Origin of the sequence: Streptomyces sp. NPDC056231 (assembly GCF_048270745.1) — a bacterium.
Taxonomy (GTDB): Bacteria; Actinomycetota; Actinomycetes; order Streptomycetales; family Streptomycetaceae; genus Streptomyces.
The window spans coordinates 1-10,885 of record NZ_JBLVKW010000142.1 but is presented as its reverse complement, the minus strand read 5'-3'; the positions used below and the strand labels follow the sequence as shown (position 1 = coordinate 10,885).

General features: G+C 66.7%; 10 protein-coding genes and 3 pseudogenes. 9 read left to right on the top strand and 4 right to left on the bottom strand.

What is annotated here, in order from left to right; translation table 11 throughout:
- Positions 1-256: 256 nt before the first annotated feature.
- Together ACNPQM_RS42590 and ACNPQM_RS42585 are read left to right on the top strand one after the other, a co-directional pair.
- Positions 257-493 carry a hypothetical protein gene (locus ACNPQM_RS42590; protein WP_418088216.1) on the top strand — a complete coding sequence of 79 codons (237 nt, stop codon included), beginning with the start codon at positions 257-259 and terminating at the stop codon, positions 491-493.
- A gap of 136 nt (positions 494-629) precedes the next feature.
- Positions 630-1,829: an RNA-guided endonuclease InsQ/TnpB family protein gene (locus tag ACNPQM_RS42585; RefSeq protein ID WP_418088215.1), complete on the top strand. Its 1,200-nt coding sequence runs from the start codon at positions 630-632 to the stop codon at positions 1,827-1,829.
- Positions 1,830-2,177: 348 nt separating this feature from the next.
- Here the strand turns inward: ACNPQM_RS42585 and ACNPQM_RS42580 are convergent, their stop codons facing one another.
- Positions 2,178-2,603 carry a hypothetical protein gene (locus tag ACNPQM_RS42580; RefSeq protein ID WP_418088214.1) on the bottom strand — a complete coding sequence of 142 codons (426 nt, stop codon included), beginning with the start codon at positions 2,601-2,603 and terminating at the stop codon, positions 2,178-2,180.
- Here ACNPQM_RS42580 and ACNPQM_RS42575 point away from each other — a divergent pair.
- Entirely contained in the window at positions 2,585-2,971 is a 387-nt protein-coding gene (locus ACNPQM_RS42575; protein WP_418088213.1) for a hypothetical protein, read from the top strand. The genes ACNPQM_RS42580 and ACNPQM_RS42575 overlap by 19 nt on opposite strands.
- A gap of 39 nt (positions 2,972-3,010) precedes the next feature.
- Here the strand turns inward: ACNPQM_RS42575 and ACNPQM_RS42570 are convergent.
- Positions 3,011-3,945 (bottom strand): annotated as a pseudogene (locus ACNPQM_RS42570) (IS5 family transposase).
- A gap of 448 nt (positions 3,946-4,393) precedes the next feature.
- Between ACNPQM_RS42570 and ACNPQM_RS42565 the strand changes: the two are divergent.
- Together ACNPQM_RS42565 and ACNPQM_RS42560 are read left to right on the top strand one after the other, a co-directional pair.
- The gene (locus tag ACNPQM_RS42565; protein WP_418088212.1) at positions 4,394-5,146 is read left to right on the top strand and encodes a hypothetical protein; all 753 of its coding nucleotides are present in this window, start codon (positions 4,394-4,396) and stop codon (positions 5,144-5,146) included.
- 555 nt (positions 5,147-5,701) lie between these two features.
- A complete protein-coding gene (locus tag ACNPQM_RS42560) occupies positions 5,702-5,911 on the top strand; it encodes a hypothetical protein (protein WP_418088211.1) in 210 nt (69 codons plus the stop codon).
- Between the two features lie 159 nt (positions 5,912-6,070).
- On the opposite strand, the gene ACNPQM_RS42555 is transcribed toward ACNPQM_RS42560, so the two are convergent.
- Positions 6,071-6,595: a MarR family winged helix-turn-helix transcriptional regulator gene (locus tag ACNPQM_RS42555; RefSeq protein WP_418088210.1), complete on the bottom strand. Its 525-nt coding sequence runs from the start codon at positions 6,593-6,595 to the stop codon at positions 6,071-6,073.
- A 40-nt stretch (positions 6,596-6,635) separates the two neighbouring features.
- Here ACNPQM_RS42555 and ACNPQM_RS42550 point away from each other — a divergent pair, with 40 nt between their 5' ends.
- From ACNPQM_RS42550 to ACNPQM_RS42535, 4 genes and pseudogenes are all read left to right on the top strand, one after another.
- Positions 6,636-7,568 (top strand): EamA family transporter, encoded by a 933-nt coding sequence (locus ACNPQM_RS42550; RefSeq protein ID WP_418088209.1) that lies wholly within the window; start codon positions 6,636-6,638, stop codon positions 7,566-7,568.
- A gap of 338 nt (positions 7,569-7,906) precedes the next feature.
- Complete coding sequence (locus ACNPQM_RS42545; protein ID WP_418088208.1) at positions 7,907-8,782, top strand: alpha/beta fold hydrolase; 876 nt, start codon at positions 7,907-7,909, stop codon at positions 8,780-8,782.
- Positions 8,783-8,855: 73 nt separating this feature from the next.
- Positions 8,856-8,997: pseudogene (locus tag ACNPQM_RS42540) on the top strand (IS630 family transposase); the annotation flags it as partial.
- Positions 8,998-9,246 (top strand): annotated as a pseudogene (locus tag ACNPQM_RS42535) (transposase family protein); the annotation flags it as partial.
- Positions 9,247-9,480: 234 nt separating this feature from the next.
- On the opposite strand, the gene ACNPQM_RS42530 reads toward ACNPQM_RS42535, so the two are convergent.
- Positions 9,481-10,092, bottom strand: a complete 612-nt coding sequence (locus ACNPQM_RS42530; protein WP_418088207.1) for a dihydrofolate reductase family protein — start codon at positions 10,090-10,092, stop codon at positions 9,481-9,483.
- Positions 10,093-10,885: the final 793 nt, after the last annotated feature.

Sequence of the window (10,885 nt, the reverse complement as noted above, 5' to 3'; positions counted from 1 at the left end):
ATTACCTGGACCAGCACAACATCCACCGGCCGAAGTCCTGGAGAAGCAGCGGTAGTTGACACCGCTCATTCCAAGATCCCCGACAGAGTCAAGCTGAGAGGGCGGTTCGTGAGTGATCATCCGTTTCAGGGCTGGGTTGGGTGAGCCTATGGCTGGTGGCGGGCGCGACTGCTCGTCTGCGCGAGTATCAGGCGACCACGCTGGTCTACTCGTCGGCGAGGTGGCCTTCCGGATCATTGCGCGCTTGGATAGGCGCATGTCGGAGGGGAAGCGGGGCTCGGCCCGTTGGCGGTATGGCGCGTTGAGCGTAGTCGTTATCGCAATCTTGGCGGGTGCCGCCGCCTGGCTCCTGCTTCCTGGTGAAGCAGACCCGCACGACTATCTCCGGGAGCCGGACGACGTGGTTTATGGCGACGGTTCGCTGGCAACCGTACTTGCGCATTACGGCGTGAGCCTGCCCGACCAGGCGACGGACGTGCGCTTCCATCCGTGATCTTGCGTGGGGTATCCCCGGCTTCAGCCGGGGAGGGAAACGCATCCTCGGCCCGGAGGCGCGAAGCGCCAAAGTTCGCTGCGTTGTCAGTGGCCTGCACTATGTTGATCACGACAGCCGAAGGGGGGTGGGCCGGATGATCCGTGCGTACAAGTTCCTCATGCGGCCCACCGTGGGCCAGCAGGGCGCGCTCGCCGAGATGCTGCGTGATCACTGCTCGCTCTACAACGGAGCGTTGCAGGAGCGCCGTGACGCCTATCGGCACAGCTCGAGGACGACGGTTCGGTACGGGCAGCAGTCCGCGCAGCTCAAGGACATCCGGGCGTTCGACCTGGAGCGTCAGGGCCGTTGGTCGTTCTCTTCGCAGCAGGCGACGTTGCGGCGGCTGGACAAGGCGTTCGCCGCGTTCTTCCGGCGGGTGAAGGCCGAACAGGCGCCGGGGTATCCGCGTTTTCGTTCGGGCAAGCGGTTCGACACCGTGGACTTCCCGAAGGACGGTGACGGCTGCCGCTGGGACTCGACTCCGCATGATCCCGTCACCCGCGTCCGCCTCCAGGGCGTCGGGCACGTCAAGGTGCACCGGCACCGGCCGGTGGTCGGCAAGGTCAAGACGGTCAGCGTCAAGCGTGAAGGGCGGCGCTGGTTCGTCATCCTCACCGCCGAGCAGACCGCGCCTGAGCCGCTTCCCCGGACCGGTTCCATGGTCGGCATCGACATGGGGATAACGAACTTCCTGGCCGACTCGGGCGGCGAGTTCGTGCCCAACCCCCGTCACGGGGCGAAGGCCGCCGCCAGGCTCGAAGCCGCGCAGCAGGCCCTCGCCCGGTGCAAGCGGGGCAGCAGGCGCCGTCGTAAGGCCGTGGAGGTGGTGGCGCGGCTGCACCGCAAGGTCCGCCGTCAGCGCCTGGACCACGCGCACAAGAGCGCGTTGAACCTGGTGCGTGACCACGATTTCATCGCGCACGAAGCCTTAAGGATCCGCAACATGAGCAAGGCCCCGGCCCCGAAGCCGGATCCCGCGACGCCGGGCGGCTTCCTGCCCAACGGGGCCGCCGTCAAGGCCGGGCTGAACCGTTCGATCGCTGATGCCGGATGGGGGGTGTTCCTGACGATCCTCACCGCCAAGGCAGAATGCGCCGGACGGGAAGTGATGGCCGTGGACCCCCGCAACACCTCCCGGCGGTGCCCTCGGTGCGGGCACACCGCCAAGGAGAACCGGCCCACCCAGGAGAAGTTCCACTGCGTCTCGTGCGGCCACCAGGCACACGCGGACACGGTGGGCGCCCTGAACGTTCTACGGGCCGGGCTGGTCCGTCGCGAAGCCCAACCGGCATAGCGAGAAGCCCCCTCGTTTACGAGGGGGAGGAGTCACGACGAAGAATCGCTGATCGGTCCTGAGGGGACCCTCTTCCTTCACTTCGAGGTTCCCGACGCCGGCCTGACTTCCCTCCTTCAGACCCTCAACGTGGGGCCACTCACGCCGGGCCTACCTGTCAGCTGGGACGCCAGCGGGGAAGGGCAGCGTTTCGGCTGGAGCTTCCCGGGCAGTTCCTGGCGCGGAGCGCAGGGACCAGCCGAGGGAACCAACACCGCTTCCGTCGCTGTCGCTCGGGCGCGCGGGGTCAACTCCGTCTATGTGATCGTCGAGCACGTCTGACCCAGCGCGAGAAGGGCTGCCACGGACTCACGGGCGGGGCTGGCTGAACAGGCCAGGCTCGGGCTCGGCGAGGATGGCGGGCTCGACGAGTCGCTTGAGCTTGTGCCGCGTGCTCTCGATGTTCTTCGGGATGATGTCCAGGTCGAGGGCCTGGCACGGGTCGCGGGCTCGCATCGGCTGCCGCGTCTCGGCGAAGGCGGCCCGGATCTGCTGGTAGGCCGGATGCTCCGGCAGCCCTGGGCTTGGCTTCTCAGCGAGGTCCTCCGTGAAGCCGACAGCGGTCTTCCGCGTGATCCGCAGATACTCCGCCTCCTGGTCCAGTTCGCGTAGCCGGCTGGTCAGTTCGTCGATATGCGTGCGGACCTGTTCGGCCTCGGAGGTGACTGCCTGCTCGCGTGCCGTGATCTTGACCAGCAGGGACTGCAGCTGCCGCTGTGCGCGAGCACGATTCATGCTGGAACATCGCGTGCCACACCTACCCCGAAGTGGGCCTGAAGCTCTACTTCGCGGCGGATGAGTGCTTGTGCGGGGTCTCGGTCGACGCGCTGCGGGGACCGCAGGTTCTCGCGGACGGTGCGGCACTGGTCGGCAGGCTGCCCTCCGATCTGGAGGAGTGGCTGTTCGAACGTGCTGAGAGCCGGGAACCCTATACGGAGCTCTTCTATATGCCCGGGGCAGAGGCAGGATCGCTGACTCTTGGGGTGGTGCTGTGCGTGCAGCGGGCCGGCGATCGTTTGCTCACGCGTCCTGTCTTCCTTCCCGCCGACGCAATGGACGACGTCTATCACCATCTTCCAAGGGAAGTCTGGGCCATCTTCTGACCACGCATCTGTGCGCGGGTACCCCTCCGGCGTAGGCGATCACGAGCGGAACCAGATGATCACTGCGGCGGCCGTGAAGGTCCCAGTAACACGTACCCGCGCTTGTCGTCTCGGGTAGGCACAGCTCGGGATTTCTTCGGCTTGTTGACGGCACGCGCCACGGTGTTGCGTTTCTTGTACCGGTCTTCGTCGAAGTCCGGTGGCCCTCCGCCTCGTGACCCTCTGCCCAGGCGGGCGGCCTGGCTGTCGGCCATCTCGGGGAGGGTGCGCCGGATGCCCCGGCGCCGCAGGTACTCGCGGCAGGGGCGTTGCTGTAGGCCTTGTCTGCCTCGACGCCGTCGGGTTTCTTGCAGGGCCTGCCCGGACCGAGGCGGGGAACGCGAATCTTCTCCAGCACTGGCACGCACTTGGTGCAGTCTGCTCGCTGTCCTGCGGTGACAAGCAGGGACAGCGGACGGCAGCGGCCATTGGCACTCAGATGAATCTTGCTTGTGAAGCCGCCGCGCGAGCGGCCCAGGCCCTCACCTCGCTCACCACCTCCACCAGGCGGACCTGCCACGACGGTTCGTCCTGGTGTTCTGCCGCCTCGTCCCCCTTGACGCGACCGGCGCCGGCGGCAGTTCGGTCCGGGCGCCGACCGCATGCTGGTGCGCGCGCACGATCGTGGAGTCCACCGAAATGTCCCAGTCGATCTCGCCCACGGCGTCGGCCGCGGCTTGGACCTGCTGCAGAAGACGTTCCCAGGCGCCGTCCGCCGACCACCGCCGGTGGCGTTCATGGACCGTCCTCCATGGGCCGAACCGCTCCGGCAGATCACGTCACTGCACGCCGGGCCGCACACGGTGTAGGACCCCGTCAATCACCTGCCGGTGATCATGCCACTGCCCGCACCTACCGTCACTCACCGGCAGGAACGGCTGCAGCCGCTCCCACTCCGCGTCCGAAGTCTTGCGAGCTGGACCAGATCCGGGCAGTGGGTGGCCGGGCGCTTTCCTGAGAGGTGTGGGACGTCATGGATACCCGCTCTTGCCTCGGGCTTGGGCGCACTGCTGTCGGGCTCATCCGACGTAGGTATCGGTCGGGGGTGAGTGATGGGTGTTCGGGGTGATGGGTGTTCAGCGTGGTGGTGGTGGGGTGGGTTGGGGTCGGTTGGCGTGGGTTGGGGTGGGGTGCTGCCGGGTGGGTGAGGGGGCGGGGGTTTGTCGCTCGGGTGGGCTAGTGGTGTGCCAGGAGGGCTTATTTTGTTGTTATTTGACGATGTATCAGTTGATTGTGAAGGGTGTGGGGGGTGGGGTGTTTACACCCGGTCGGCCCTGTGGTGGGGCGCTGTGGATCTGTCCGATATGACAGGTAAGGGGGTTGTAAGTACGTTCGTTTCAGGTCGGCTGCCCAGCCGACGTCTCTGAGACAGGAAGAAGTGACATGACCACGCGCACTGTCGCTGTGACCGCTGCCGTAGTAGGCGCAGCGGTTCTGGCTACTACTGGCATTACGTATGCCTCGGCTGCCGGCTCGGCTCCGGCTGCTGCGTCCGCTCAGCAGGCTGCTCCGCTGAGTGGTGACGGCGGGAAGGGCAACGGCAACGGCAACGGGAACGGGAACGGGAACGGGAACGGGAACGGGAACGGCAACGGGAACGGGAACGGCAACGGGAACGGGAACGGGTTCGGCAACGGCAACGGGTTCGGCAACGGCAACGGGTTCGGTAACGGGAACGGTTACGGGAACGGCGGTGGCGGCAAGGGGAACGAGGGAGGCGGCTACGGCGGCTACGGCGGTAACGAGCGTGGTGGCAAGAAGGAATTCCGCTTCCACCGGGAGGGTCGGATCTTCATCAACGAGCGGTCGTACTCCGCCCGTGGGGAGGACGGCTGCATCACGGTGGTGAGCGGTCTGGGTGCCAAGAGCTTCAACGTCCGTAACGACAGCCGCCGGACCGTTGAGTTCTTCCAGGGCGCGACCTGCGACAACGGTTCCCCGGTCGCGACGGTCGGCCCGTGGAGCACCAGCAACGGTGTCTTCACCCGTCGCCACATCCGCGGCGGCGTGATGGTCCGCAACGGTGTCGTGGGCAGCTTCCGGGTGGTCCGCGACCACTGGGGCGACCGGGGCGGCCGGGGCGACGAGGGCTACGGCGGCGACGAGGGCTACGGCGGCGACGAGGGCGAGTACTGACAGAGCCGCCTGCACCACAAGGAAACCCCGGCCCGTCGGAATCGGGCCGGGGTTTCCGGCATGGGGGCGCCTGTGGGCGGGTGCCTGTTCGGGGCGGTGGTACGGGTGCGCGGCGGGTACCTGGTGCCCTGTACATCGGCTTTGCCATCTTAGGTGTTCGCTGCTGTCCCGTGTGCCGTGGTGGGCGGGCTCGGACGGCTGAAGCCCCGTGACCCGGGCTGCGGCGGGTGTCTGTTGAGTCGGCACGTGGCGCGGTACCGGTGGTGCCGCCAGCCGGTTTCTCCGTGCGGCGCACCGGACCCTGAGCACCCGTCTGCGAGTACCGGGCTCTCCGCAGCCTGTGCCGCTCAGGTGCGTTGAGACAGGTCCAAAGGGGTGAGGATCGTGGTGCAGCGGCAGCGGGAGACCGTTGCTGTCTGGAGGCCGGACGGTTCGATCCGGTCCGTTGAGGGCCGCTGCCGCCGCCCCTTGTGGTCGGTGAGGCGTCGGCGGGCGTCCTTCCATGTCGGTGGTGCAGTGCCGTCGACCGGCTGATCACCCGGTGCTGCTTCGGTGGTGTGCGGCCGTGCTCGACCACTGCCCGAACTGGCGTTCGCCGCAGAGCTGACCAGTTCGTTCGCCGAGATGCTCACCACCCTCAGCGGCACCCGCCTGCCGGAGTGGATCGGCGAGGCCACCGACGCCGACCTGCTCGGCATCAGTAGCTTCGCCGCCGGCTTGAACAGCGACTCCGACGTGGTGACTTCTGGGCTGACCACCGGCTGAAGCTTCGGCCCGGTCGCAGGAGCAGTCAACCGGATCAAGATGCTCAAACGGCAGATGTTCGGCCGCGCCGGCTTTGGCCTCCTGTGCAAGCGGGTCCTGCTCTGCTCCTGAGGACTTCCGTCCGAGCTGCCAAGGCGCTGGTCGCAGCCCGGGGGCGGGTCACTCGCCGCGGGACGGACGCGGATGCTCCATGCGGGAGAGCCAGGTCGTAAGCAGCGTCTCGAGTGACTCGGACTCGGTGGGCGTCAGTAGATCCAGCAGGTGGCGTTCGTTGCGCATATGGTCGGTGAACGCTCGGTCGATCAGTTCACGTCCGGGTTTGGTGAGGGCGACGATCCGGCCGCGCTGGTCGTCGTCGGCACGGCGGCGGGTGACGAGTCCGGCTTGCTCCAGGCGGTCGATTCTCTTCGTCATTGCGCCGGTGGTGACCATAGTGTGCGCGGCGAGCTCACCGGGTGCCCGCTCGTGGGGATCCCCGGCGCGGCGCAGCGCGCACAGGACGTCGAACTCTCCCTCGCTGAGGCCGTAGCGGCCGTAGACGAGGCAGAGCTCCTCGGTGAGCCTGTCGGCCAGCCGGTGCAGCCGTCCGATCACTCCTTGCGGGGCGATGTCGACGTCGGGGCGCTCACGGCGCCAGTCCGCCTGGATGCGGGCCACGCGGTCCATCGGTTCACCGTGCTTCATGCAGCACATGATAGCTTCCTGGGAAGTTATATTAACTTCCATGGAAGCTAATCTGCGCTGGGTGGCACTGACCGCAGTCGCGCCGGTGGCCTGGGGAACCAACTACTTCGTCACACACGAGTTCCTGCCGCCCGACCGCCCGCTCTACGGGGCCGCTCTGCGGGCGCTGCCCGCCGGCCTGGTCCTGCTCGCCCTGCGCAGACAGCGACCGCGTGGCGCGTGGTGGTGGCGGTCTGCGGTGCTTGGGCTGCTCAACATGAGCGTGTTCTTCGTCCTCGTCTACGCCGCCTCCCAACTGCTTCCGACAAGCGTGGCCTCGACCGTCATGGCGGTGTCCCCGCTGACGATGATGCTCATAGCCTGGCCTCTGGTGTCCGAACGGCCCCGGACCGCCCACCTTGCCTGCGCCACGATCGGACTCGCCGGGGTCTGCCTCATGCTGCTCACCGGGACGGAAGGGGTGAGCGTGCCGGGAGTCCTTGCCGCGACCGCCGCCATGTTGGCGTCGTCCTTCGGGCACATCCTGGCCAAACGGTGGAGTGCCGGTGCCGATGTGCTCGCCTCGACCGCCTGGCAGCTAACCGCCGGAGGCCTGTTCCTACTCCCGGTCGCCGCTGCCGTGGAGGGCCCTCCGCCCGCGCTCTCGATGCCGACGCTCCTCGCGTTCGGCTATGTCGCCCTGGTCGCCACCGCGCTGGCCTTCACCGCCTGGTTCACCGGACTGCGGCGCCTGCCAGCAGGGACCGTCGGACTGATCGGACTGCTCAACCCCGTCACAGGCGTCCTGCTCGGCACAGCTGTCGCCGGAGAGGCACTGACTGTTCAGCAACTGTGCGGACTGGTCCTGGTCCTAGCCGGAGTTGTCCTGGGTCAACCCAAGCGCGCGGGCCGGCGCGACAGCAGTCAGGTACCTCCCCATCCGGTAGCCGACGAGCGTCCCGCGCAGGCACCCTCTACGTGCAATCCCCCGTGACGATCAGAGACGCGGGCAGAGCTCCGACACGGATATGTGCGAGGACGAGCGAAATTCCACCGTCTCACCAGACATCGCTGATATCACCGACGGTGATAGCCCCACGGAACTTGTGCCAGACCCGTGCTTTGGCCCCACCCCTCGATCAGGTGACGGTTCGCGGCTGTCCTGAGGCGGAGTGGGGCCGGTGCGGACTGCGGTCCGCTGCGGTCGGTAGCAGTGATCCACGGAGCCCGCCCGGCTGCTTCGCTTGACAGGAATGCGGACGGGCGGGCACCTTGTCGACGCTGGCCAAAGTCGGGTGCGGGACACCCTGCCCATAGCCAATGATGTTGATCATGACTGGATATGTCGACGTTCCTGCCCGGCTGGGCGAGAGTGCTCTGTCTGATGGGCGGTTGCTTGGCTGGGCCGAGTGGGGGCCGTTGGACGGAGTGCCCGTTCTGTTGTGTCCGGGTGCGGCTACGAGCCGGTGGCTCGGGTTCGGCGCAGGCGTTGTCGAGGCGCTTGGGGTGCGCCTTGTCTCTGTGGATCGTCCGGGGCTTGGTGTCTCGACGCCCGCCCCCGGGCGGACCTTCTCTGACTTCGCTGGGGACATGCAGCAACTCTGTGTGTTGCGAGGGCTGGAGCGCCCGGTTGTGGTCGGGAACTCGCAAGGTGCACCGTTCGCTCTCGCCTGCGCTGCGGAGGGGGTCGCCTCGGCACTGGCTGTTGTCTCTGGTGCGGACGAGGTCGCCGCGCCGCAGTTTGCTTCTGTTCTGGAGGCGGACCTGCGTGGTCTCGTCGAGCGAACTGTGCGCGATCCGGCCGGCGCTGAGGAGTTTTTCGCGGGCTTCACTGCGGACGCGATGTGGGACATGGTCATGGCCGGGAGCCCAGGGTGCGACCTTGCCGTGTACCAGGATCCTGATTTCGCGGCTGGTTACCGCAGGGCCTTGAACGAGGCATTTATTCAAGGTGCTGCTGGTTACGCCCGCGACACGGTCCTGGCGATGGGGCGGTGGCCATTCGCCCTCGACGAGATCACTGTCCCGGTCGATATCTGGTACGGCGAGCAGGACACCAGCCACTCGCCCGATAACGGAGCACTGCTTGCTGCCCGTATGCCCGGTGCACATCGCCATGTCGTGCCGGAGATCGGCGGCGCCCTGCTGTGGACACATGCCGAGTCGATCCTCACGTTGCTCCTTGAGAAGGCCGTCACCGACGGGTAGGGGATCGGTTCATGGCCGTGCCGAGGCGGAAGGCGTGCGCGTACCGGACAACGATCTCCGTCAAGCTGTGCGGGTGGCTGAACGTGTGCGCGTCCGCGAGATCGATGACGATGAGGATAGGCGCCTGCTGCGGATCATCCGCAGGGGGCACGGGATGGGTGGTGACCTGGCGACGTGCACAGGTGGTGCTGCTGTCCGTGCAGGGCATGCCTGTCGGCTATGGGGACGCCGGAGACGGCGTCCGCCACCCGGTCGAGAAGCCCGCGGGTGGTGAACTCACCGAATTCCAGCAGACCTTCAACAAGGTCATCCGAGGCATCCACGGGGTTTGCGAGCGCGCGAACTCCCTGCTCAAGACCACGTACAAGGCCCTGCGGCGAGTCAGCCTCGACCCCGGCCGCATCATTCGGATCACCGTCGCCGCCCTCGTCCTGCTCCAGATCGAATACGACCGCACCGTCTAAACGATCACACATGCGACGTTCAACGATAGGTGGCCAGCCCCGCCGCGGAACCGCAGGTCGTGGACCAATACTCAACCGTGCCTGGCCACTTCGCTCACGGACAGTTGGCCGCGTGGGCCGCGGTATCCGCGACTCCGGCGGAACGTGTACATGGGATCATCAGCGATCGCCAGTCGGGGTGAGGGGGGTTCGACCAGCGATCACTTCCGTCGGTGCCTGTCCGGCACCAGGGGCCTACGCGTCGGCCCCGTAGGTCCCGTACTCCGGAAGCCCCGTCGATTCGAAGATGTGCACCGACAGACCGCCCGGTGTCGTCTGATGGGTGACGAGCCGCAGGCCGGCCGGTGCGCCGCCGTCCGGGAACAGGCGTCGGCCTTGGCCCACCACGACCGGGGCGATCACGAGCCGCAATGTGTCGATCAGCCCGGCGGCCAGCAGGGACTGGGCCAGCTGGGCGCTGCCGTGGATCTGCAGTTCCCGGCCGGGCTGCCGCTTCAGCTCGGCGACCTGGGCGGGGACGTCGCCGGACAGGATCCTGGTCGGATTCCACTCGGCCTTGGTCAGGCTGTGGGAGGCCACGTACTTCGGCAGGCCGTTCAAGATGCCGACGAAGGGGTGGTCGGTCATCTTCGGCCAGTCCCGCGCGAAGTTCTGGTAGGTACGGCGGCCGAACAGGAACGCGTCCGCCTTGCCGAGCCAGGTGCCGGCCAGCCGCTCGAACTCCTCGTCCAGGTGCGGCACGAACCAGCCGCCCCGCGTGAACCCGTCGCTGGTGTCCTCGTCCGGGGACCCCGGCCCCTGGGAGACACCGTCGAGCGTCAGGAACTCCTGCACAACCAGCTTCATCGCACACCAACTCTCTCTTCGACCTTGATGGCCGATTCGGCGGGAGACGCGACCGTCCCCATGCCTCGGACGCCGTGGCGCGCAGAAACTCATCGGTCTGAACGCTGCTGACCATGGCGGCCTGCGCGAGCCCGCGGGGCTCCGCCGACAAGCTTTCAGGTCGGATGACCGGCGAGGAGCGCGTGGCCACCTATCGCTGCGCACGGCCACCTTATCGGTGGACGTCATAAAACACAGCCATCACCGCTTACCGGGAAAGGGTCAGTAAATGCTCGGGATGGTGTCGAGGTTCTGGGCGGAAGAATTCGTGGCGGTTTCGAGGGTCGCGTTCGACTGTTTGAGTTGGGAGTTGTCGTTGCGTAGAGCTGCGAGTTACTTCCGTTCGTCGCTGGTCAGTCGGTCGTCGTGCTGACTGTGGTTGGCCTCGGTCTGGTGGATTTAGCTGGGTAGGGTCTTGGGATGTGCGCCTGTTTCGGGGGCCGGCGGGTTGTTCGCTGGCCTGGGCTTGGATGTGTGGTATATGCGCACGGCACGTTCGCGCATTTCCAGGGGGTCTTTCTTTGGGGTAGCCGTGGTCGGAGATCTGGTTGTGCAGTCTGTTTGACTGGTGGCCATATCCGTTTGTATCTCGGGGGAACCTGAACGCGATGTGCGGTGAGTGCCTGATTGTTTTGCCGGTGGTGCTGGGGGGTTTGTATTGCTCTGTGTGGGTGGTTAAAACGACAATATGTGTGGTGGTGTTGGTGTTGGTGGGGGTGGGGGTGGGAGTGTGGGGGTGGTTCCCGGCGATGGT

Coding starts and splice junctions, on each gene's coding strand:
- ACNPQM_RS42585 (WP_418088215.1), top strand. CDS start 630: ATGATCCGTGCGTACAAGTTCCTCATGCGGCCCACCGTGGGCCAGCAG.
- ACNPQM_RS42565 (WP_418088212.1), top strand. CDS start 4,394: ATGACCACGCGCACTGTCGCTGTGACCGCTGCCGTAGTAGGCGCAGCG.
- ACNPQM_RS42545 (WP_418088208.1), top strand. CDS start 7,907: ATGACTGGATATGTCGACGTTCCTGCCCGGCTGGGCGAGAGTGCTCTG.
- ACNPQM_RS42530 (WP_418088207.1), bottom strand. CDS start 10,092: ATGAAGCTGGTTGTGCAGGAGTTCCTGACGCTCGACGGTGTCTCCCAG.
- ACNPQM_RS42550 (WP_418088209.1), top strand. CDS start 6,636: ATGGAAGCTAATCTGCGCTGGGTGGCACTGACCGCAGTCGCGCCGGTG.
- ACNPQM_RS42590 (WP_418088216.1), top strand. CDS start 257: ATGTCGGAGGGGAAGCGGGGCTCGGCCCGTTGGCGGTATGGCGCGTTG.
- ACNPQM_RS42580 (WP_418088214.1), bottom strand. CDS start 2,603: ATGAATCGTGCTCGCGCACAGCGGCAGCTGCAGTCCCTGCTGGTCAAG.
- ACNPQM_RS42555 (WP_418088210.1), bottom strand. CDS start 6,595: ATGAAGCACGGTGAACCGATGGACCGCGTGGCCCGCATCCAGGCGGAC.